The following is a 19,631-nucleotide window of genomic DNA, read 5'->3' on the forward strand; positions in this document are numbered from 1 at the left end:
CGACCGGGGCCGGGGCTGTATACTTGCCGCCTATTTGAGGAGCGCTCCATGGTCGAAGATGTTGAACTGAATCGCCTCTACTGGCACAGCCGCCGCGGCATGCTTGAGCTTGACGTGTTGCTGGTGCCGTTCGTTAAGGAGGTCTACCCGCACCTCAACAAGGAAGATCGCGAGTGCTACCGCAAGCTGCTTGAATGCGAAGACCAGGACATGTTCGGCTGGTTCATGGAACGCGCCGAATCGGAAGATCCGGAGCTTCAGCGCATGGTTCGCATGATCCTGGATCGTGTCCAGCCCAAGTAATGCGTTCGAATGCCGCTGGCATGCCTCACGGCAGTTGCTGGCGGCGTATCTTATGGCCCAGCTGTTCGCGCTGGGTTCTTTGTTTCTGCTCTCCTTACCGCTCTGGGCCAGTCTGCTCGGCATGACGCTGTGTGTGGTTCACGGAATCTGGCTGCTGCCACGCCAGATTATGCTGACGCATCCACAGGCATTTTGCGGTTTGCGGCGTGATGCCGACGGCTGGCAGTTGTGGAATCAGGCCGCAGGTTGGCAGCCCGTGCAGCTAAGGCCGGACAGCCTGGCGTTACCGCTGATGGTGGTGCTGCGTTTTCGACTGCGAGGCGAGCGGCGAGTCAGATCAATCTGCGTTCCCCACGACTCGCAGGCGGCGGATGTGCACCGGCGCCTGCGGGTCAGGCTTACATTCAGTCGACGTAGGTGGGCGGCACCAGAATAGTGTCCAGCGCAACGGGTAGCATGTTCGGGTAGTCGAGGGTGTAATGCAGGCCGCGACTTTCCTTGCGCTCCATGGCTGACCGAATCATCAACTCCGCCACCTGGGCCAGGTTGCGCAACTCGATCAAATCGCGACTGACCTTATAGTTGCTGTAGAACTCGTCGATCTCGTCCAGCAACAGCCGCACGCGATGTTGCGCGCGTTGCAAGCGCTTGTTGGTGCGCACGATGCCTACGTAGTCCCACATGAATCGCCGCAGTTCATCCCAGTTGTGCGCAATGATCACGTCTTCGTCGGAGTCGGTGACCTGGCTGGCATCCCAGACGGGCAGGGCGATCGGAACCGACACCTGCGGCAGCTGTTCCAGAATGTCCGCCGCGGCCGAACGGGCATAGACAAAACACTCCAGCAGCGAGTTGCTGGCCATGCGGTTGGCGCCGTGCAGGCCGGTGAAACTGGTTTCGCCAATGGCATACAGCCCCGGCACGTCGGTGCGACCGTGCTGATCGACCATCACACCGCCGCACGTGTAGTGCGCCGCCGGAACCACCGGGATCGGTTGTTTGGTGATGTCGATGGAAAACTCGAGGCAGCGTTCATACACCGTCGGGAAGTGAGTCTTGATGAACGCTTCGGGCTTATGGCTGATGTCCAGATAGACGCAGTCGACACCCAGGCGCTTCATCTCATGGTCGATGGCGCGGGCGACGATGTCCCGGGGCGCGAGTTCGGCACGCGGGTCGAAACGCTGCATGAAGCGTTCGCCGTTGGGCAGCTTCAGGTGTGCGCCTTCGCCGCGCAGGGCTTCAGTGATCAGGAAACTCTTGGCTTGCGGGTGATAAAGGCAGGTCGGGTGGAACTGATTGAACTCCAGGTTGGCCACCCGGCAGCCGGAACGCCACGCCATGGCAATGCCATCACCGCAGGCGCCGTCGGGGTTGCTGGTGTAGAGGTAGACCTTGGCTGCGCCGCCGGATGCCAGGATGACGAATCGTGCACCGTACGTGTCGACTTCGCCGGTGCTGCGATTCAGCACGTAAGCACCCAGGCAGCGATCGCCTTCCAGGCCCAGGCGTTTTTCGGTGATCAGGTCGATGGCGACCCGCTGTTCCATCAGTTCGATATTCGGTCTGAGTCTGGCCTGGGCGAGCAGGGTTTTGAAGATCGCCGCGCCTGTGGCATCGGCCGCATGAATAATGCGTCGATGACTGTGACCGCCTTCCCGGGTCAGGTGAAACTCGAATCCACCGTCTTCAGTGCCGGATTGTTCATCGCGGGTAAACGGTACGCCTTGATCGATCAGCCACTGGATGGCTTCTTTACTGTGCTCGACGGTAAAGCGCACGGCGTCTTCGTGGCAGAGGCCACCGCCGGCATTGAGGGTGTCATCGACGTGGGATTCGACAGTATCGGTGTCGTCCAGAACGGCAGCAACGCCGCCCTGGGCCCAGAAAGTCGAGCCGTTGGCGAGGTCGCCTTTACTCAGTACGGCGATGCGCAAATGACCGGGCAAGGTCAGCGCAAGGCTCAAACCGGCAGCACCGCTGCCAATGACCAGAACATCGTGTTGAAACTGTTGGCTCATTTCAGGATTCCGCTCAAAGCGACCCGGGTCGGGGTTGGCGCAAGACTCGTGGAACGGCGAGTCAAGGCAGCCACACAGCCCACTAGTATATAGAGGGGGGGAGCGGCACAATACCCGAGCGCATATGGCATTGTGAAACTACTGTGACGGAAAATACCTGACGCTTCGTCGGATGATTTTTCGTCCGGTTCGGCGACGAGGTGACTGTATCAACGATTTAACAGTCTTTTTCTGTCCAGGGTTGCACAATGTCGCTTTCGCCTGGCTATAAATATTTGGAACTTTTGCCAAAGGCCCAAGATCAATAGACGGTGCCTGAAAAGAAGGACAGTGTCGGTTTCAGGAGGGGGGCTTGCGTTTTGGTCCTGGCCAGTGAATCCGATGACAAGATTATTCGCGCAGCCGGGTCATGCCGAGCTGCGCTTTTCGTGCGTGCCAAAACAGAGCCCGCAGGAAACTTGCTTGGAGGGGGAGAACTTTTGCGAAAAGCCCGAGTCTATGTTTGCAAGTCTGGTCGTTTAGTTATGCAAGCCTCCTCCGAGCTTATCGAGGAGTGTTCATGCTAACCCAGGAAGAGGATCAGCAGCTCGTCGAGCGCGTTCAACGCGGCGACAAGCGGGCTTTCGATCTGCTAGTGCTGAAATACCAGCACAAAATTCTCGGGTTGATCGTGCGTTTCGTGCACGACACCCATGAAGCCCAGGATGTGGCACAGGAAGCCTTTATCAAGGCCTACCGCGCACTTGGAAACTTTCGCGGAGATAGCGCGTTTTATACGTGGCTTTACCGCATCGCCATCAACACGGCGAAGAATTATCTGGTTTCACGCGGCCGCCGGCCGCCGGATAGCGATGTCAGTTCCGAAGATGCAGAGTTCTACGATGGCGATCATGGCCTCAAGGATCTCGAGTCGCCAGAGCGTGCATTGCTGCGGGATGAGATCGAAGGCACCGTCCATCGAACCATTCAGCAACTGCCAGAAGATTTGCGTACAGCTTTAACTTTACGTGAATTCGATGGTCTGAGTTACGAGGACATTGCGGCAGTCATGCAATGTCCGGTGGGTACCGTGCGCTCCCGGATATTCCGCGCTCGGGAGGCCATCGATAAAGCCCTGCAGCCGTTGTTGCAGGAAAACTGAGACAGCGGCGATAGCCAAGAGAGGAACGCCATGAGTCGTGAAGCCCTGCAGGAATCGCTGTCCGCAGTGATGGATAACGAAGCGGACGAACTGGAATTGCGTCGGGTATTAAATGCCTTTGACGATGTAGAAACCCGTGAAACCTGGGCTCGTTATCAAATCGCTCGGGCAGTTATGCACAAGGATCTGCTGCTTCCTCGTCTGGACATCGCCGCGGCAGTTTCTGCTGCTTTGGCCGACGAAGCCGTACCGGCAAAAGTCTCCCGTGGTCCATGGCGCAGCCTGGGTCGACTGGCTGTCGCTGCTTCGGTGACCGTTGCCGTACTGGCAGGTGTGCGTTTGTACAACCAGGACGAGATCGCGGGTGTCGAACTTGCCCAGCAATCCAGTCAACCGGGTCTGGCCGTTCCTCAGGTCAAGGGTCCAGCTGTATTGGCAGGCTACAATGAAAGTTCGGAAGCCACTGGCCCTATGGCCAACGGCGTATTGCAAGGTCAACCAGGCTGGCACGATCAGCGTCTGCCAGGCTACTTGCGCCAACATGCTCAACAGGCTGCACTGAAAGGTACTGAGAGCGCTCTGCCTTACGCTCGTGCAGCAAGCTTGGAAAACCGTTAAGGAGGATCATGCGCGCCATACCTCTACTTTCGCTTCTGCTCGGTGGCTGGTTCATTGTTCCAGCCCACGCCGATGAAGCCCAGGACTGGTTGACCCGTCTTGGTCAGGCCGAGCAACAGCAAAGCTTTTACGGCACTTTCGTTTACGAGCGTAACGGTAGCTTTTCTACCCATAACATCTGGCACCGTGTCCAGGATGGTAAGGTCCGTGAGCGTTTACTGCAGCTCGACGGCTCAGCACAGGAAGTCGTTCGCATTGATGGGCATACTCAATGCGTCAGCGGCGTCCTGATAGCAGGGCTTGGGGACTCTTCCAACTCCGCTCCTCGTGCACTCGATCCACAAAAGTTGAAGAATTGGTATGAGCTTGCCGTCATTGGCAAGTCGCGTGTGGCTGGGCGTGCGGCAGTGATTATTTCATTGAAGCCACGTGATCAGCATCGCTACGGTTTTGAGCTGCACCTTGATAAGGAAACCGGCTTGCCGTTGAAGTCATTGCTACTGAATGACAAAGGGCAGTTGCTTGAGCGTTTCCAGTTCACCCAGCTGAATACCGACAACGTGCCGTCTGACCGCGACTTGCAGGCAGGCGACGATTGCAAGGTGGTCAAACTCGACAGCGACAAGGCTTCCGCCGTCAAGGCCGCCCAAGTTTGGCATTCGGACTGGCTCCCGCCCGGTTTCGAGCTGACCAGCAGCAGCACCCATAAAGATACGGAGACCAAAACCCAGATCACCAGTCTGATGTACGACGATGGTCTGGCGCGGTTTTCGGTATTCCTTGAGCCGTTGAATGGTGCCACCGTAACCGACACCCGCACCCAGTTAGGCCCAACCGCTGCTGTTTCTCGGCGCTTGACGACCCCTCAAGGCGAGATGATGGTGACCGTGGTCGGTGAGATTCCGATAGGTACTGCTGAACGGATTGCGCTGTCCATGCGCTCCGATGCCACTGCAACCAAGTAGTGAGCTGATATCGAAATGTTTAGTGAGCATTTCAATTTGCAAAAAAACCTGAATTTTTCTATAGGTCAGAGCCTCACGGCTCTGGCCTTGTTTTGTTGTTCCCGGAACAAAAATACCGGCGTATCTTTCCCGGTGTTCCTTGCTCCATATCGCTTAACCATGCTCGTCGTAACGGGAGCCGTATGTCGATACCACGCTTGAAGTCTTATCTGTCCATTTTCGCCACCGTGCTGGTGCTCGGTCAGGCGGTCACTGCTCAAGCAGTCGAATTGCCTGACTTTACCCAGTTGGTCGAGCAGGCCTCGCCCGCGGTGGTGAACATCAGTACCACGCAAAAGCTGCCGGACCGCAGAGTGTCTGACCAGATGCCCGACCTTGAAGGCCTGCCACCCGCGCTGCGCGAGTTTTTCGAACGGGGCATGCCGCAACCGCGCTCGCCTCGCGGTGATCGCCAGCGTGAAGCGCAGTCCCTGGGCTCGGGCTTTATCATCTCGCCGGACGGCTACATCCTGACCAACAACCACGTGATCGCCGATGCCGACGAAATTCTCGTTCGTCTCTCCGACCGCAGTGAGTTGAAAGCCAAGCTGATAGGCACCGACCCACGTTCCGATGTGGCGCTGCTGAAAATCGAAGGCAAGGACCTGCCAGTCCTGAAACTGGGTAAATCCCAGGACCTGAAGGCCGGCCAATGGGTCGTAGCGATCGGCTCGCCGTTCGGCTTCGACCATACCGTGACCCAAGGCATTGTCAGCGCTGTCGGTCGTAGCCTGCCGAACGAAAATTATGTGCCGTTCATCCAGACCGACGTGCCCATCAACCCGGGTAACTCGGGTGGTCCGCTGTTCAACCTGGCCGGTGAAGTGGTCGGGATCAACTCGCAGATCTACACCCGCTCCGGTGGCTTCATGGGCGTATCGTTCGCGATCCCTATCGACGTGGCCCTGGACGTATCCAACCAGCTGAAAAGTGGCGGTAAAGTCAGCCGTGGCTGGTTGGGTGTGGTGATTCAGGAAGTGAGCAAGGATCTGGCCGAGTCGTTCGGTCTTGAGAAGCCGGCCGGTGCGCTGGTGGCTCAGATCCAGGAAGATGGCCCGGCTGCCAAGGGGGATCTGCAAGTCGGCGACGTGATCCTGAGCATGAACGGTCAGCCAATCGTCATGTCTGCCGATCTGCCGCACCTGGTGGGCGCACTCAAGGAAGGCGCGAAGGCCAACCTTGAAGTGATCCGCGACGGCAAGCGCAAGAATGTCGAACTGACGGTCGGCGCGATCCCTGACGAAGGTAAAGAGCTGGACTCGAAACTCAAGTCCGGTGTTGAAACCAACAGCAATCGTCTGGGCGTCGCCGTCGCCGATCTGACTGCTGAGCAGAAGAAAGCCTACGACCTCAAAGGTGGTGTGGTGATCAAGGAAGTTCAGGACGGTCCTGCATCGCTCATCGGCTTGCAGCCAAATGATGTGATCACTCACCTGAACAACCAGGCAATCAACGATAGCAAGGAGTTCGCTGAAATCGCCAAGGCACTGCCGAAGAATCGATCGGTGTCCATGCGAGTTCTGCGTCAAGGTCGTGCCAGCTTCATCACCTTCAAACTGGCTGAATAAACCGGTTGTCGGCTGAATGAAAAACCGCCTCGAAAGAGGCGGTTTTTTTGTGTCTGCGTTTTATGTTCCGCAAGCAGGTCAGCCCATCATGTCCTTGACCATACGTTCCTGCTCCATCAACTCACGTTGCCGGGCGTCGATACGCGACGACAACGGGAAGTTGGTGCCGGCCTTGCGCTTGGCGAAGTCCAGTTGCTGAATGGCCTGGCGATAGTCGCCAACCAGGGCGAAGTACTCCGCGCGAGCCTGATGCAGACCGATGATGTTGCCTGACAGGCCGCGAGTCTCGGCCACCTGATACCACACGTCCGGATCGTCCGGGCGCGATTTCAGCAGGCCTTCGAGCGCCTTTTCCGCATCGGCGGCGCGGTTTTGTTTCAGCAACAGATCGACACGCACCTGGTTCAATGGATAGTTGCCAGGGTACTGGGTGAGCATCCGGTCAACCCGTGTTTGAGCATCGGGCAGGCGATTGTTGGTGATATCCAGGTCGACCTGGGCCAGGTTGTAGATGATCTCGTTCGGTGATTTGGCCAGCAGCAGCTTGAGGTTCTCGCGGGCTTCATTCAACTGGCCGCCCTTGATCTGGGCGATTGCCAGGCCATAACGAGCGACGTCATTTTTCGGGTTCTCGTCGAGCTGCGCGCGAAAGCGCTTGGCGCCCAAGCCTGGGGTTTCTTCATAGACCAGCTGAACGCGTGCACGAATCAGCTGATAGCGCATGGTGTCTTCGACGCCGCCCGCTTTGGCCTGTTCGGCGCGGTTGCGGGTGTCGGCGATCCGCGATTCGGTCACCGGGTGAGTCAGCAGGAATTCTGGTGGCTTGGCGTCAAAGCGGTATTGACGCATCAACCGCTCGAACATGGTCGGCATCGACCGCGGGTCATAACCGGCCTTTTCCAGATTGAGGATGCCGATACGGTCGGCTTCCTGTTCGTTCTGGCGCGAGAAACGTCGTTGTTCCTGAATCGCCGCCGCCTGAGTGCCCGCAATCGCCGCGATCCCGGCATCACCGGCACCGGCAGCTGCAATGACGATCCCGGCCAACAGAGCCGCCATCATCGGCACTTGCATGCGCTGCTGGGCTTCCACGCCTCGGGCAAAGTGGCGTTGCGACAAGTGAGCCAATTCGTGCGCCAGTACCGAAGCGTATTCGCCCTCGGTCTGCGCATTGAGGAACAGACCGCCGTTGACCCCGACAATCCCGCCCGGCGCCGCAAAGGCGTTGAGCTGCGGGCTGTTGATCAGGATGAATTCCAGGCGCCGGTCATTGACCTGGCTGGTTTCCACCAGGCGGTAAACGCTGGATTCGACGTAATCCTTGAGCTGCGGATCGTTGAGCTGCGAGACCTGGCTGCGCAACAGCGCGAGCCACGCACGGCCCAGTTGATATTCCTGTTGCGGCGAGACAATGGCAGAACTGGCGTCGCCGAGTGACGGCAAGTCGTCGGCGAAGCCCGGTGAGGCGAGCAGGCAAGCGAGCGTCAGCAGGGTAGGGCGCAAAAAAGTCATGCACAAAGCCTTAGTCGACAAAGACCTTACTGTAGCCGGACACTTGGCCTGGGACCAGATATTCTAGGCAACTCCACCACCTGACCCGGAGCGATGCAATGACCGATGCTGTAACCCATGACGCCGAACTGGATGCCAGTGGCCTGAATTGCCCGCTGCCATTGCTCAAGGCCAAGCTGGAGCTGAATCGACTGGCCAGTGGCGCGGTGCTCAAGGTCATCGCCACCGATGCGGGTTCCCAGCGCGACTTTCGCACCTTTGCCCGATTGGCCGGTCATACGCTGCTTCGCGAAGAAGATGAGGCGGGTGTTTACCGCTACTGGTTGAAAAAAGCCTGAAACCTGCTGCGTTCATTTCTAAGGATTATTGATGTTCAAGGTGTTACGCGACTGGATTCAGCGCTACTTTTCCGATGAAGAAGCCGTGGTGCTGGCGGTGCTGCTGTTTCTGGCCTTTACCGCCGTACTGACGTTGGGCGGCATGCTCGCGCCAGTGCTGGCCGGGATGGTGCTGGCGTATCTGATGCAGGGCCTGGTCGTTACCCTCGAACGCCTGCGCATGCCCGGTGGGGTCGCGGTGGGGTTGGTCTTCGCCTTGTTCATGGGCGTTTTGCTGGTGTTCATTATTGTCGTGGTGCCGTTGCTCTGGCATCAGTTGATCACGCTGTTCAACGAACTGCCCGGGATGCTGGCCAAGTGGCAATCGCTGCTGTTGCTGCTGCCCGAACGCTATCCGCACCTGGTGTCGGACGAGCAGGTGTTGCAGGCCATCGAAGTGGCGCGGGGCGAGATCGGAAAGTTCGGTCAGTGGGCACTGACGTTCTCGCTGTCGAGTCTGCCTCTGCTGGTGAACATCATGATCTACCTGGTGCTGGTGCCGATCCTGGTGTTCTTCTTTCTCAAGGACCGCGAGATGATCGGTCAGTGGGTGCGCGGCTACCTACCGCGTGAGCGGGCGCTGATTACCCGGGTTGCCCATGAGATGAACCGGCAGATCGCCAATTACATCCGCGGCAAAGTCATCGAGATTTTCATCTGCGGCGGTGTGACCTACATCGGGTTCGTCGTACTGGGGCTCAACTACGCGGCGTTGCTGGCATTGCTGGTGGGGGTGTCGGTGGTGGTGCCTTACGTCGGCGCAGTGGTGGTGACGGTCCCGGTCATGCTGATCGCGCTGTTCCAATGGGGCTGGAGCGATCAGTTCATTTACCTGATGGCGGTCTACGGGATTATCCAGACGCTGGACGGGAATGTGCTGGTGCCGCTGCTGTTTTCGGAGGCGGTGAATTTGCATCCGGTGGCGATTATCTGTGCGGTGCTGTTGTTTGGCGGGTTGTGGGGATTCTGGGGGGTGTTCTTTGCGATTCCGCTGGCGACGCTGTTCAAGGCTGTGCTGGATGCCTGGCCGCGCAAGGAGCCGGTGGTGGCGCCGTTGCTTTAGCAGTCAGCCGGGATGAGGCAGTGGGGCAGGTGGCGGCTCCCGAGCAGGCCCGCTCCCACATCGGATCGCGTCAGGCTGGCCAACTCGGTCAACCGTGGGAGCGAGCCTGCTCGCGATAGTGTCCGAACAGACGACGATAAAACTCAGGCCTTGTTCAACGCCTGTGCAGCCGCCAACACCGCATCCACATGCCCCGGCACCTTCACACCGCGCCATTCCTGACGCAGCACTCCGTCCTTATCAATCAGGAATGTGCTGCGATCGACGCCCATGTATTCCTTGCCATACAGCTTCTTCAGCTTGATCACATCAAACAGCTGGCAGAGCGCTTCTTCCTTGTCGCTGATCAGCTCGAAGGTGAACGCTTGCTTGGCCTTGAAGTTCTCGTGGGATTTCAGGCTGTCACGCGAAACACCGAAGACTTCGGTGTTTGCTGCTTTAAAGGCGTCAAGCTGATCGCGAAAGCCCTGGCCCTGAGTGGTGCAGCCCGGCGTGCTGTCCTTCGGATAGAAGTAGATCACCACTTGCTTGCCTTTAAGGCCCGCGAGGCTGACGGTCTGTCCATTGGTGGCGGGTGCTTCGAAGTCGGCAACCGGTTGGTCGATGGCAACGGCCATGAAAGCTTCCTTACATTGGGTTTTGTGGGCGCCACGGTTCGATCAGTGCGTCCAGGTTCAGCGCGTCGGCGAAATCCAGGAACTGATCGCGCAACCAGCTGATCTGCACGCCCGCCGGCAAGGTCACGGTAAACGTGGCGTTGAGCATGGTGCCGCCGGTTTGCGGCGCCTGATACGTGTCGCAGGTCAGGTTTTCCAGCTCGACGTTGTGGTCCATGAAGAACTGGCACAGCTCGTTGATGATGTCCGAGCGATAGGCCGAGCTGACATAAGCGACGTAAGGCAAAGCCTGAGGACGATTCTCCAGCGCCGCGCTGCGCACCACGTTAACGGTGAATGCATGCTTCTTGGCGAGGCCCGGCAGGCTGCCTTCAAGGCGCGCCAGGGCGTCCCAGCTGCCGGAGATTTCGAGGATCAACGCGCTGCACTCGCCATGACGGGTCAGGCGAGAAGTGACCACGGCGCAGCGGTTTTCATGGCTGGCGCGGCACAGGACGTTAGTCAGCTCCATGGGGTTGGCGCCGAGGGCACTGATGACAAGGAATTGTTCGCGAACTGTGGGGGTGGACATGCAGCATTCCTAAAGCGATGAGCGGTCGATACTTTTACGGGCTTTTACTACCGGGGGCGAGCCTGCGGATGCGAATTCAAAAAACCCGGGCCGAAGGTTGCAACGTGCTCCATCAAGGCAGGAGCGAGGGGTGGCAACGCTGGATCGGGGCTTGTGATGCCGAAAATGGAGGCTCAAACCCGACGTGCGAGCTTATCAGTACCGATCAAAGCCTGAAGGGTAGCGAAAAGCAGCGCCAAGGGGAATGGCAGCAGCGCAGTACTTTGCTTGTACAAGCATCTTGGCGCCAGTACCATTACCGCTCTCTTTTTCCGGCAGGAGCGGTTGCATGATTGCGGGCAGTATGGTGGCACTGGTCACACCCATGGATGCACAAGGTCGTCTCGACTGGGACAGCCTGAGCAAACTGGTGGACTTTCACCTGCAGAACGGCACCCACGCGATCGTGGCCGTCGGCACTACAGGTGAATCGGCCACCCTTGACGTGAACGAGCACATCGAAGTGATTCGTTACGTGGTGAAGCAGGTGGCAGGGCGCATTCCGGTGATCGCCGGTACCGGCGCCAATTCGACGCGCGAAGCCATCGAGCTGACCACCAATGCGAAGACCGCCGGCGCCGATGCTTGCCTGCTGGTGACGCCGTACTACAACAAGCCGACCCAGGAAGGCTTGTACCAGCACTTCAAGGCCATCGCCGAAGCCGTCGACATCCCTCAGATCCTGTACAACGTGCCGGGCCGTACCGCCTGCGACATGCTGACCGAAACCGTGATCCGCCTGTCGACCGTGAAAAACATTATCGGCATCAAGGAAGCCACCGGCGACCTGGCCCGCGCCAAAGCCATCATCGACGGCGTCAGCAAAGACTTCCTGGTGCTGTCCGGTGACGACGCCACCGCAGTCGAGCTGATCCTGCTCGGCGGCAAAGGCAACATCTCGGTCACCGCCAACGTCGCCCCGCGCGACATGAGCGACCTGTGCAACGCTGCCCTGAAAGGCGACGCCGTCACGGCCCGCGCGATTCACGAAAAGCTGATGCCGCTCAATAAAACCCTGTTTATCGAATCCAACCCTATCCCCGTGAAATGGGCGCTGCATGAAATGGGCCTGATGCCGGACGGTATCCGTCTGCCGCTCACCTGGCTCAGCGCTGCCTGTCACGAACCGCTGCGGCAGGCCATGCGCCAGTCCGGCGTACTGGTTTAATTGAGGAAGCACTACGCATGAAGCGATTGGCCGGACTTTCCGCACTTGCCTTGATTATCTCCAGCACCAGTGGCTGTGGATGGGTCTGGGGCCCGGAAGGTTATTTCCGTGACCGTGGTAGCGATTACCTGGAAGCGCAACAGACTGCACCTATGCAACTGCCAACGGATGTCAGCACCGCCAAGCGTCTGGATCCGCTGCTGCCGATCCCGCGCAACGTGGCTGATGACACCGCCAAAGGCGAATACATCGTGCCGCGTCCGCAGCCACTGACGGCATCGGCTGACGCCAGCGCCTACTCGCTGCAGAAGAGCGGTGATTCGCGCTCGATCCTGGCCCAGAATCCACCCGCCGAAGCCTGGCCAGTGGCGATACAGTTCTTCCAGGACAACGGTTTCCGTCTGGACGAACAGAAGCCGCAAACCGGTGAATTCACCACCACCTGGCAGCGTTCCGACGAACTGTCGGCAGCGATGGCCAAGCGCCTGAGCTCCGCCGGCGTCAGCACCGACAGCGAAACCCGCGTTCGAGTGCGTATCGAGCCGGGCGTTCAGCGCAACACCAGCGAAATCTACGTGGTCAGCGCCGAGCGTCCTGCCGGCAGCACCGCCGACGTGGCCTTCACCAACCGTTCGGTCAACACTGGCCTGGACGCGGCACTGGTCGACGACATGCTCGCGAGCATGAGCCGCATCTCGGAAAAGGGCGGTTCGGTTTCCATGCTGGCTTCGCGTGATTTCGATACGCCGAGTCGTGTCAGCCTGAGCGAAGACGGCAGCGGCAACCCGGTTCTGAACGTCGGCAATGACCTTGATCGTGCCTGGTCGAGCGTTGGTCGTGCGTTGGAACAGGGCGAATGGCGCGTTGAAGACATCAACCGCAGCCTGGGCCTGTACTACATCAATCTCTCCGAAAAAGCCGAGAAGAAAGACGAGAAGCCTGGCTTCTTCAGCAGCCTGTTCGGCAGTGCGCCGAGCAAGGAAGAAGTTGAAGCCCGTGCCGAGCGTTATCAGGTTCGCCTGAGCAAGGTAGGCGAGAACGTCCAGGTCACCGTCGAGAAAAACATCAACACCGTGGCGCCGGCAGAAGTGGCGCGCAAAGTGTTGAGCGTGATTCAGGACAACCTGGGCTGATCACATGCGTTTTGCCGTTCTCGGCAGCGGTAGCCAAGGGAACGGCACGCTGATAGCCAGCGCTGATACGTATGTGCTGGTGGATTGTGGTTTCTCCCTGCGGGAAACCGAAAAACGCCTGCTGCGCCTGGGTGTGAACCCTGCGCAGTTGAGCGCGATACTCGTGACCCACGAACATGCCGACCACGTGCATGGCGTGGGTTTGCTGTCTCGGCGCTACAATCTGCCTGTCTACCTCAGTCGCGGGACCCTGCGCGGGATGCGCAAACCGATTGAACCGGCTGGCCTTCTGGCTGGCGGCGAGCAACTGCAGATCGGCGCACTGAGCATCGGCGTCATTGCCGTGGTCCACGATGCACAGGAACCGACGCAGTACGTTTTCAGCGACGGTGAGCGGCGCTTTGGCCTGCTGACCGATCTGGGCTCGTATTGCAACAAGGTGCTGGACGGCTATCGGGACCTCGATGCGCTGATGATCGAGTCCAACCATTGCCGTGACATGCTCGCTCGCGGTCACTACCCGTACTTCCTGAAGCAGCGGGTGGGCGGTGAACTGGGACATCTGAACAACCACCAGGCGGCATTCCTGGTGTCTGAGTTGGGCTGGCAAGGCCTGCAACACCTGGTCCTGGCCCATCTGAGCAGCAAGAACAACCTGCCGCAGCTGGCCCGGCAATGTTTTGTCGACACCCTCGGGTGCGACCCGGACTGGCTGCAACTGGCCGATCAAGATTCAGGGCTCGACTGGCGACACATCGCCTAGCCCACCTACTTAGCAAGCGGAGCCCATCATGGAAAAACGTGAAGAACTCTACCGCGGCAAAGCCAAATCGGTTTTCAAGACCGACGACGCTGACCGCTTGATCCTGCTGTTTCGCAACGACACCTCGGCGTTCGACGGCAAGCGCATCGAGCAGCTCGACCGCAAAGGCATGGTGAACAACAAGTTCAACGCCTTCATCATGCAGAAACTCGAAGCCGCCGGCGTGCCGACCCAGTTCGACAAACTGCTGGGCGACAACGAATGCCTGGTGAAGAAACTCGACATGATCCCGGTCGAGTGCGTCGTGCGTAACTACGCCGCCGGCAGCCTGGTCAAGCGCCTGGGCGTCGAAGAAGGCATGAAGCTCAACCCTTACACCTTCGAACTGTTCCTGAAGGACGACGCCAAGGGCGACCCGTTCATCAACGAATCCCACGTCGTGGCCTTCGGTTGGGGCACCGCCGAGCAACTGGTTCGCATGAAAGAACTGTCGCTCAAGGTCAACGAAGTCCTGAGCAAACTGTTCGACGACGCCGGCCTGCTGCTGGTCGACTTCAAACTCGAATTCGGCGTGTTCTCCGACGGCTCTATCGTCCTGGGCGACGAATTCAGCCCGGACGGCTGCCGCCTGTGGGACAAGGCCACCGGCAAGAAAATGGACAAAGACCGCTTCCGCCAGGGCCTCGGTGATGTCATCGAAGCCTACGAAGAAGTCGCCAATCGTCTGGGCGTACCGCTTTAATCGACGCAAGCATCTGATAGCACGGAAAAATTTCGCTTAGGGGGTTCGCTTCCGGCGAAAGTGTTGTTATGATGCGCGCCGTTGGAGAGATGCCAGAGTGGCCGAATGGGACGGATTCGAAATCCGTTGTACCTTCACCGGTACCTAGGGTTCGAATCCCTATCTCTCCGCCATATTGAATAAGACGAAGCCCCTGAAATTGTTAAAGATTTCAGGGGCTTTTTCGTTTCTGGCGTTTCATTTAGGGCATTTTAGGGCAGAAAATGCCGTCCTAGGGCCGCATCAGGCCGCTGCTGCCCATGTCTCATTCGCTGATACACGACGCTCTCGTAGCTTTGTGTTGGTGGCTTGCTATGATTTCCTTCCGTATCGTTGCTTCAATCCTGCGATAGGTACAGGGAGTAATGAATGCTAATCGCGATATTGCATATAGCTGGTGCCATATTCGGGACTATTGCGCTTGGGGTGATCGTGTTTTTGATTTCTTCATGGGAAATAGAAAGGAACAACAGAGCAGTTATGCAGGACCTTTCGATCAGACTCGGGGTGGCTGTGGAGGATCTCTCCGATGAAAAGCTCTCCCCTAGGATTGTTGAGTTGACATCCGAGAGGTTCAGTAACGATCGTTTTAGCAATCGTTTTTCTGACTTATGTGGAGCGGTGCGGACTGTTTGGGACTGGCTTGGGTCATTGCTTCAAATTGGCACACTTGTTGGTGTCGTATGGATGACAGTTACAGAGTCGCTAACGAATGCCGTCCATGCTTGGTGGATCGTCGCAATCGGAGTTTTCTTTTGGATTGCCGGTGTACTTTTCGCTCTGTTGTGCCGGCTATTGACCGGTCGATACCCAGGTCAAGCTAAGAAAGCGAGGAAGGGGATGGCTGAATTTCTCAGTGCTCGGAGAAATCAATGATTTCGTGATTAGTTCGGGTGCGATCATCTGGGTATCGCCGCCGTGAAAGACATCACACACCAAATACCCGCAGCGATAGCTGCAAGACATTTTGTCAGCTCCCAGACCCGTCGCCATCCTTCTGCACGCATCTCACTCCCTCCCTCTGTTCACAGCGTGAGCTGTTGCTGGCTTATAAGTTGCTCTGTCATGATCACCGTCCGCCCTTGATGATACACAGGGAGTGTCAATGCGACTGAAATCCGCAGCATTGCTAACCACTTTGCTCGCAATGCCTTTCATGGCTCAAGCTGAGATGAAGCTCACGTCAGGTTACATCCTCGTTCTTTACGAGAATGCAGACTTCGACCTAGCCAATGCGAAGGGGTGTAACCGTCCCGACCTCTACCAAGATTTCACCGTCGCTCTTGAGGATGCTCTACAACACATTCCCAATGTGAAGCGCGATAAGATTCCGGCACTGATGCGGAATTTGAAAGCCAAAACCGAAGACACCTATAACGTCTTGGGGTTCGAGAATCCTGCTCACCAAGCAGAACAGCAGGCTAGTTGCTCTGAGAACATAAAGACCCTCACCGAACGCCTTGCAGACTTAAACCGCTGGGTTCTGGAAAGCTAGCGGGCGAAACCCTAATGTAAACCTAGGGGGAACCTTAGATAGGGTACAGGGTTATTTTAGAAAAGCTGGCGACCAGACAAGCAGGATGCCGCTCAAGGAATTGTTGACCGTTGCGATCAGCTATAAGAAACCCGGCCAGCGCCGGGTTTTTGTATGAAGTATTGTGAGTTCGAACATGACTATTGTGAAAAATAAAGCGCGACAGAATTAAAGAAGCCGGTATTGCTTCGGCTTGTTAAACACTCAATATTACTTTTTTATGCGCTTGGCTTTCGCTTCCGCTGCCTTCTGTACGACAGGGTAATACTCAATGTCTAATCGCCCCATTTTGGGCAGAGGCGTGGAGGCATAGACGCTTTGATTCGAAGCAAACCAATCGGAATCAAAATAGACTTGGACTTCGTTGTTCAAGTCGAACTTCGTGCGCTGGGCCAGACCGCTCAATGCAAAGCCAGCGTCCGAAGGGTCTAAAACAAATTCGCCTGGGTACAGTTTTTCTGTTTTTCGCGTAGTGCCATAGGCAATTCTTACCGCATGGTCATCTTCGAAAACAGCGACTACCAATGCGGGGCGAGCTTTGGGGCCTGGGTTCCCGATGACTTCAGGGAAATGACACCAGACAAAGTCGCCTGGTGCAGGCAGTGGGCGAAAAGGTGTGGTCATTTTTCAATAGAGCCTTTTAGTAATGCGCTCCTCCGGAAGGTCCGTAGCAGGGCTAGCTGCACGAATTGCGGAGACTTGAGCCGGGGTTAGAGGTCCATCGTCTAGCTCGTACTTGGGCAAATAGCGGTCAGCAAATTGCCTCAAGGCGAGGTGGGCGACTTCGGTTTTACTCAAACCGGTCTGATTCATAAGCAACTCGATTGTCGAGATGCTTACCCCTGTTGGCGTGTCCTGTTTGCGTAATCGCAGCAGAAAGCTTTCAGATTTTTCAGTGGTGAGGGTCATGGGGTACTCCAAAGCGTATGTTTCTTGGTAGAGCGTCCGAGCTCTGACTATCCTTCAATCTAGAAGGTGATATAGATTCTATATCTCTCCAGTGAAAAAGCAATCACCCCAAGCCGTGGTACTCAGTCAGCGAGTGGGTGGCAGCATAGGCGCCATGGGAAAGTGACTAACATCACCCCCCCATGGCGGTCTGATACCCCGAATGTCCAGGGCACCTATCAGAAAGGCTAGCCGCTATTTTGCGGCTTTCTTGTCCTTCCGAGCCGGTCTGGGTGTTACCGCCTTCACCACATCATCAAGCAGCGCTTTACCCATCGCCGTTAAATAGTGCGCGGCCCAGGCATGACGGTCGGTGTCTCTTACGTAGGCGGCGTCTTCCGTGAACGCCTTGGCCAGGAACAGAAAATCAGAGGCCTGTGCCAATGCATCACTCACAGGCACTCCAGCGCTGACGTGGAACATCGCTTTTCCTGAGCAGTAGATGGGGGTGAAGCCGATGGTTTTTGCTTCTGCTGATTCGGTCATTTGCCACCTCCAGTGACGGAGATGCAGCGGGATCGACAGTGAGAATTGAGGTGAGGGAAGCGCAGAAATTTGTACGGATTTACAGTGTGCATTGTCTACTCCTTGACGTTAGGAGCTGCCGTTTTCGTTACCAAGCGAATGGGTGGCAGCTGCGCGCAGGTTGGTAAACCGGGAGTCAAGGAGACCGGCACGCCCGAAGGCGTCCCACGCACAGCCGCCATAGCACAAGATCACTGGTGAAAAAACCAGCATTGTGATGGGGACGCTGTTGCGTAACTCGTCGGGTTACCAAGCCCGGTCGCTGAATGTGCAGCGACGTCTGGAGAGTATCCCGCCGAAGATATGGCCAACAAGGCGGCAACCTGCCCAAAAGCACAGCAAGCGTACCCCCTTACGCAACTCTCGGATTTTGCCTACAACTTCAGCGAGAGTCACCCGGATATTCTGGCGCCGGCTCTACTCTGACAAAGACGCGAAGCCTTACCAAAGTTCGTGATGCTCGGATTTTCCTTAAACAAGCAGTAGTCCCGCCGTAAACGTCAAGGCTACGCCGCCCGAATCTGGATACATGCGAGAAAGAAGGCGCATCCCGCCCATTAGCTATCATGCAATAAAGAGCGAAATCACCGGATAGCGGGGAAGAGCATGAATAGATGGCGGCGGCTTTGGTTGATTATCAAGCTGATTGCAGCCCTGGCGGCCTGTGTGGCCGTCGCTGTTCAGGCTTTTCTCTACATGCTGGACAGCTCCGACGCCGTGCAAATTCATCCATTGAGCATTTTGGTTGTCGGGCTGATTTTTGGCTTCATTACTTTCGGACTTCTCTCATTGATTGAGAGGGGTGTGTTGCGACTGGTGGCCCCGATCATTTCCAGACCTCAGGCAGAACCTGAAGACGATGCCGGTGCAATGCCGGAACGGCCACTGACCTTTTCAACCGAAGACCCCACTCATCAGAGAAATCTGTGACCTTGCGCTGGCAGCTTTCGCAAGAGCCCGTGGACGGATCTCACAGGCGTAATTCCGGGCTGACACAAACGAGAGAATCGTCCTACTTCGCACGCGGATACGTCCGAGATTGATCGAAGGTATATTCGTTTTTCAGCGAAGGCATCCATAATGACTTCGCGGTCGAGCAGGTGGCTGGACGTTACGCACCATCTTCTGGTTGATCGGTTAATCGATGATTTATTCCCTCAAGGAGGAGGTAGCGATGTACAGCAGCAGTGAAGATGGTTTTCAGAGTAATGATCAGACCGGGGTGTCACGAGGCAAGCCAATGCCTGGGGATCTTCATCTGGATACCGGGCGGTTGGCCAACATTTTCAAAGCGCGAATAAAGAATACCGGGTGCCCGTTCTGTGAGCATGATGAGTGGGAGTTACCACTCCAGGCCGGGGCGACGGGTGTCGGGTTGCCTTGGGCGTGTGGCAAAGAGTATTTCCGCTCCGGCACGCAGGCGGTGATGCTTAATTGCAAATACTGCGGATTTATTCGCCTGCATTCGCTCAATGTGCTGGCAGATATCGTCGTCGAAGACAGCAGCAAAACCGTAGCGCTGGAGGTCTGCGATGAGTGAACCTTTTGTGCTGGTAAACCTTGATGAGCATTACCCCGACCGCTTCCCGAGCAACAAAAGAAGTGGCACTGACGAGAATGGACGAAGACCATCAGGTCCTCCAGGAGAAAACCCATTGGAACCGCGAGTATCTAAACTTGAGACGCATATCGAATACGTCCGACGTGACATTGGTGACCTTCGCGTGGAGTTTCGTGAGCACCGTCAAGAGGCTCGAACGGATTTTCGGGAGCACCGCAAAGACGCTCGAACGGATTTTCGTTTACTGTTCGGCGCGTTGATCACCACGGCGCTGGGCTTGGCAGCCATGATGGGAAAAGGGTTCGGTTGGTTGTAAATGAGCGAGTAAAAAGAAAAACCGGCTAAACGCCGGTTTTTTCGTGCAATTTGCCGACACCCTGATTT

24 protein-coding genes and 1 tRNA gene are annotated in these 19,631 nt (G+C 57.0%); 18 read left to right on the forward strand and 7 right to left on the reverse strand.

The features are described 5' to 3' along the window. Positions 1 to 48 precede the first annotated feature (48 nt). A complete protein-coding gene (locus FBY01_RS11060; RefSeq protein ID WP_145307395.1) occupies positions 49 to 303 on the forward strand; it encodes a succinate dehydrogenase assembly factor 2 in 255 nt (84 codons plus the stop codon). Next, positions 287 to 739: a protein YgfX gene (locus FBY01_RS11065; protein WP_145307393.1), complete on the forward strand. Its 453-nt coding sequence runs from the start codon at positions 287 to 289 to the stop codon at positions 737 to 739. The genes FBY01_RS11060 and FBY01_RS11065 overlap by 17 nt, the downstream gene beginning before the upstream one ends. Here FBY01_RS11065 and nadB read toward each other — a convergent pair. After that, the gene (gene nadB / locus FBY01_RS11070; protein ID WP_010462271.1) at positions 708 to 2,324 is read right to left on the reverse strand and encodes an L-aspartate oxidase; all 1,617 of its coding nucleotides are present in this window, start codon (positions 2,322 to 2,324) and stop codon (positions 708 to 710) included. The two genes, FBY01_RS11065 and nadB, sit on opposite strands and share 32 nt — an antisense overlap. A gap of 559 nt (positions 2,325 to 2,883) precedes the next feature. Between nadB and rpoE the strand changes: the two genes are divergently transcribed. From rpoE to FBY01_RS11090, 4 genes are all read left to right on the forward strand, one after another. Then, positions 2,884 to 3,465 (forward strand): RNA polymerase sigma factor RpoE, encoded by a 582-nt coding sequence (rpoE, locus tag FBY01_RS11075; protein WP_007944079.1) that lies wholly within the window; start codon positions 2,884 to 2,886, stop codon positions 3,463 to 3,465. Positions 3,466 to 3,495: 30 nt separating this feature from the next. After that, complete coding sequence (locus FBY01_RS11080) at positions 3,496 to 4,083, forward strand: sigma-E factor negative regulatory protein (protein ID WP_010462268.1); 588 nt, start codon at positions 3,496 to 3,498, stop codon at positions 4,081 to 4,083. Positions 4,084 to 4,091: 8 nt separating this feature from the next. Beyond that, complete coding sequence (locus FBY01_RS11085; protein WP_145307391.1) at positions 4,092 to 5,048, forward strand: MucB/RseB C-terminal domain-containing protein; 957 nt, start codon at positions 4,092 to 4,094, stop codon at positions 5,046 to 5,048. 188 nt (positions 5,049 to 5,236) lie between these two features. Further along, positions 5,237 to 6,655 carry a DegQ family serine endoprotease gene (locus tag FBY01_RS11090; protein WP_370654422.1) on the forward strand — a complete coding sequence of 473 codons (1,419 nt, stop codon included), beginning with the start codon at positions 5,237 to 5,239 and terminating at the stop codon, positions 6,653 to 6,655. 78 nt (positions 6,656 to 6,733) lie between these two features. Here the strand turns inward: FBY01_RS11090 and FBY01_RS11095 are convergent, their stop codons facing one another. Next, the gene (locus FBY01_RS11095) at positions 6,734 to 8,167 is read right to left on the reverse strand and encodes a M48 family metalloprotease (protein WP_010462262.1); all 1,434 of its coding nucleotides are present in this window, start codon (positions 8,165 to 8,167) and stop codon (positions 6,734 to 6,736) included. Positions 8,168 to 8,265: 98 nt separating this feature from the next. On the opposite strand from FBY01_RS11095, the gene FBY01_RS11100 reads away from it, so the two are divergent. Further along, a complete protein-coding gene (locus tag FBY01_RS11100; RefSeq protein WP_007898654.1) occupies positions 8,266 to 8,505 on the forward strand; it encodes a sulfurtransferase TusA family protein in 240 nt (79 codons plus the stop codon). Positions 8,506 to 8,536: 31 nt separating this feature from the next. Continuing rightward, on the forward strand, positions 8,537 to 9,607 hold the full coding sequence (locus FBY01_RS11105; RefSeq protein WP_010462259.1) for an AI-2E family transporter: 1,071 nt from the start codon (positions 8,537 to 8,539) through the stop codon (positions 9,605 to 9,607). Between the two features lie 143 nt (positions 9,608 to 9,750). On the opposite strand, the gene FBY01_RS11110 is transcribed toward FBY01_RS11105, so the two are convergent. Together FBY01_RS11110 and FBY01_RS11115 are read right to left on the reverse strand one after the other, a co-directional pair. Next, on the reverse strand, positions 9,751 to 10,224 hold the full coding sequence (locus FBY01_RS11110) for a peroxiredoxin (protein ID WP_010462257.1): 474 nt from the start codon (positions 10,222 to 10,224) through the stop codon (positions 9,751 to 9,753). Positions 10,225 to 10,234: 10 nt separating this feature from the next. Next, a complete protein-coding gene (locus FBY01_RS11115; RefSeq protein ID WP_010462255.1) occupies positions 10,235 to 10,795 on the reverse strand; it encodes a glycine cleavage system protein R in 561 nt (186 codons plus the stop codon). 328 nt (positions 10,796 to 11,123) lie between these two features. Here FBY01_RS11115 and dapA point away from each other — a divergent pair, with 328 nt between their 5' ends. From dapA to FBY01_RS11155, 7 genes are all read left to right on the forward strand, one after another. Continuing rightward, positions 11,124 to 12,002, forward strand: a complete 879-nt coding sequence (dapA, locus tag FBY01_RS11125; protein ID WP_010462253.1) for a 4-hydroxy-tetrahydrodipicolinate synthase — start codon at positions 11,124 to 11,126, stop codon at positions 12,000 to 12,002. Between the two features lie 17 nt (positions 12,003 to 12,019). Further along, complete coding sequence (gene bamC, locus FBY01_RS11130) at positions 12,020 to 13,135, forward strand: outer membrane protein assembly factor BamC (protein ID WP_077749619.1); 1,116 nt, start codon at positions 12,020 to 12,022, stop codon at positions 13,133 to 13,135. A gap of 4 nt (positions 13,136 to 13,139) precedes the next feature. Next, positions 13,140 to 13,898: an MBL fold metallo-hydrolase gene (locus FBY01_RS11135; RefSeq protein WP_145307389.1), complete on the forward strand. Its 759-nt coding sequence runs from the start codon at positions 13,140 to 13,142 to the stop codon at positions 13,896 to 13,898. A gap of 28 nt (positions 13,899 to 13,926) precedes the next feature. Continuing rightward, positions 13,927 to 14,640, forward strand: a complete 714-nt coding sequence (gene purC / locus FBY01_RS11140) for a phosphoribosylaminoimidazolesuccinocarboxamide synthase (RefSeq protein WP_008034929.1) — start codon at positions 13,927 to 13,929, stop codon at positions 14,638 to 14,640. An 83-nt stretch (positions 14,641 to 14,723) separates the two neighbouring features. After that, positions 14,724 to 14,813: transfer RNA gene (locus FBY01_RS11145), tRNA-Ser, on the forward strand. 235 nt (positions 14,814 to 15,048) lie between these two features. Then, on the forward strand, positions 15,049 to 15,555 hold the full coding sequence (locus FBY01_RS11150; protein WP_145307387.1) for a hypothetical protein: 507 nt from the start codon (positions 15,049 to 15,051) through the stop codon (positions 15,553 to 15,555). A gap of 229 nt (positions 15,556 to 15,784) precedes the next feature. Then, entirely contained in the window at positions 15,785 to 16,174 is a 390-nt protein-coding gene (locus FBY01_RS11155) for a hypothetical protein (RefSeq protein ID WP_083374823.1), read from the forward strand. Between the two features lie 249 nt (positions 16,175 to 16,423). On the opposite strand, the gene FBY01_RS11160 is transcribed toward FBY01_RS11155, so the two are convergent. From FBY01_RS11160 to FBY01_RS11170, 3 genes are all read right to left on the reverse strand, one after another. Continuing rightward, positions 16,424 to 16,837 (reverse strand): type II toxin-antitoxin system PemK/MazF family toxin, encoded by a 414-nt coding sequence (locus tag FBY01_RS11160; protein WP_145307385.1) that lies wholly within the window; start codon positions 16,835 to 16,837, stop codon positions 16,424 to 16,426. Positions 16,838 to 16,840: 3 nt separating this feature from the next. After that, positions 16,841 to 17,122, reverse strand: coding sequence for a hypothetical protein (locus FBY01_RS11165; RefSeq protein WP_131060378.1), 282 nt, complete (start codon positions 17,120 to 17,122; stop codon positions 16,841 to 16,843). A 234-nt stretch (positions 17,123 to 17,356) separates the two neighbouring features. Continuing rightward, positions 17,357 to 17,647, reverse strand: coding sequence for a DUF3077 domain-containing protein (locus tag FBY01_RS11170; protein WP_145307383.1), 291 nt, complete (start codon positions 17,645 to 17,647; stop codon positions 17,357 to 17,359). Positions 17,648 to 18,292: 645 nt separating this feature from the next. On the opposite strand from FBY01_RS11170, the gene FBY01_RS11175 reads away from it, so the two are divergent. The 3 genes from FBY01_RS11175 to FBY01_RS31680 all read left to right on the forward strand — a co-directional run bounded on the left by FBY01_RS11175 (position 18,293) and on the right by FBY01_RS31680 (position 19,563). Continuing rightward, positions 18,293 to 18,616, forward strand: a complete 324-nt coding sequence (locus FBY01_RS11175; RefSeq protein ID WP_145307381.1) for a hypothetical protein — start codon at positions 18,293 to 18,295, stop codon at positions 18,614 to 18,616. Positions 18,617 to 18,860: 244 nt separating this feature from the next. Continuing rightward, positions 18,861 to 19,226 (forward strand): hypothetical protein, encoded by a 366-nt coding sequence (locus tag FBY01_RS11180; RefSeq protein ID WP_145307379.1) that lies wholly within the window; start codon positions 18,861 to 18,863, stop codon positions 19,224 to 19,226. After that, entirely contained in the window at positions 19,219 to 19,563 is a 345-nt protein-coding gene (locus tag FBY01_RS31680) for a hypothetical protein (protein ID WP_197678981.1), read from the forward strand. Before FBY01_RS11180 ends, FBY01_RS31680 begins: the two co-directional genes overlap by 8 nt. The last annotated feature ends 68 nt before the right edge of the window (positions 19,564 to 19,631 follow it).

This window comes from Pseudomonas sp. SJZ077 (genome assembly GCF_007993905.1).
GTDB classification, from domain to species: Bacteria; Pseudomonadota; Gammaproteobacteria; order Pseudomonadales; family Pseudomonadaceae; genus Aquipseudomonas; species Aquipseudomonas mandelii.

Bases quoted from the DNA above. Each gene is read 5' to 3' on its own strand.
- FBY01_RS11060 (WP_145307395.1), top strand. From the start codon at position 49: ATGGTCGAAGATGTTGAACTGAATCGCCTCTACTGGCACAGCCGCCGC.
- nadB (WP_010462271.1), bottom strand. From the start codon at position 2,324: ATGAGCCAACAGTTTCAACACGATGTTCTGGTCATTGGCAGCGGTGCT.
- rpoE (WP_007944079.1), top strand. From the start codon at position 2,884: ATGCTAACCCAGGAAGAGGATCAGCAGCTCGTCGAGCGCGTTCAACGC.
- FBY01_RS11080 (WP_010462268.1), top strand. From the start codon at position 3,496: ATGAGTCGTGAAGCCCTGCAGGAATCGCTGTCCGCAGTGATGGATAAC.
- FBY01_RS11085 (WP_145307391.1), top strand. From the start codon at position 4,092: ATGCGCGCCATACCTCTACTTTCGCTTCTGCTCGGTGGCTGGTTCATT.
- FBY01_RS11095 (WP_010462262.1), bottom strand. From the start codon at position 8,167: ATGACTTTTTTGCGCCCTACCCTGCTGACGCTCGCTTGCCTGCTCGCC.
- FBY01_RS11100 (WP_007898654.1), top strand. From the start codon at position 8,266: ATGACCGATGCTGTAACCCATGACGCCGAACTGGATGCCAGTGGCCTG.
- FBY01_RS11105 (WP_010462259.1), top strand. From the start codon at position 8,537: ATGTTCAAGGTGTTACGCGACTGGATTCAGCGCTACTTTTCCGATGAA.
- FBY01_RS11110 (WP_010462257.1), bottom strand. From the start codon at position 10,224: ATGGCCGTTGCCATCGACCAACCGGTTGCCGACTTCGAAGCACCCGCC.
- FBY01_RS11115 (WP_010462255.1), bottom strand. From the start codon at position 10,795: ATGTCCACCCCCACAGTTCGCGAACAATTCCTTGTCATCAGTGCCCTC.
- dapA (WP_010462253.1), top strand. From the start codon at position 11,124: ATGATTGCGGGCAGTATGGTGGCACTGGTCACACCCATGGATGCACAA.
- bamC (WP_077749619.1), top strand. From the start codon at position 12,020: ATGAAGCGATTGGCCGGACTTTCCGCACTTGCCTTGATTATCTCCAGC.
- FBY01_RS11135 (WP_145307389.1), top strand. From the start codon at position 13,140: ATGCGTTTTGCCGTTCTCGGCAGCGGTAGCCAAGGGAACGGCACGCTG.
- purC (WP_008034929.1), top strand. From the start codon at position 13,927: ATGGAAAAACGTGAAGAACTCTACCGCGGCAAAGCCAAATCGGTTTTC.
- FBY01_RS11150 (WP_145307387.1), top strand. From the start codon at position 15,049: ATGCTAATCGCGATATTGCATATAGCTGGTGCCATATTCGGGACTATT.
- FBY01_RS11155 (WP_083374823.1), top strand. From the start codon at position 15,785: ATGCGACTGAAATCCGCAGCATTGCTAACCACTTTGCTCGCAATGCCT.
- FBY01_RS11160 (WP_145307385.1), bottom strand. From the start codon at position 16,837: ATGACCACACCTTTTCGCCCACTGCCTGCACCAGGCGACTTTGTCTGG.
- FBY01_RS11165 (WP_131060378.1), bottom strand. From the start codon at position 17,122: ATGACCCTCACCACTGAAAAATCTGAAAGCTTTCTGCTGCGATTACGC.
- FBY01_RS11170 (WP_145307383.1), bottom strand. From the start codon at position 17,647: ATGACCGAATCAGCAGAAGCAAAAACCATCGGCTTCACCCCCATCTAC.
- FBY01_RS11175 (WP_145307381.1), top strand. From the start codon at position 18,293: ATGAATAGATGGCGGCGGCTTTGGTTGATTATCAAGCTGATTGCAGCC.
- FBY01_RS11180 (WP_145307379.1), top strand. From the start codon at position 18,861: ATGTACAGCAGCAGTGAAGATGGTTTTCAGAGTAATGATCAGACCGGG.
- FBY01_RS31680 (WP_197678981.1), top strand. From the start codon at position 19,219: ATGAGTGAACCTTTTGTGCTGGTAAACCTTGATGAGCATTACCCCGAC.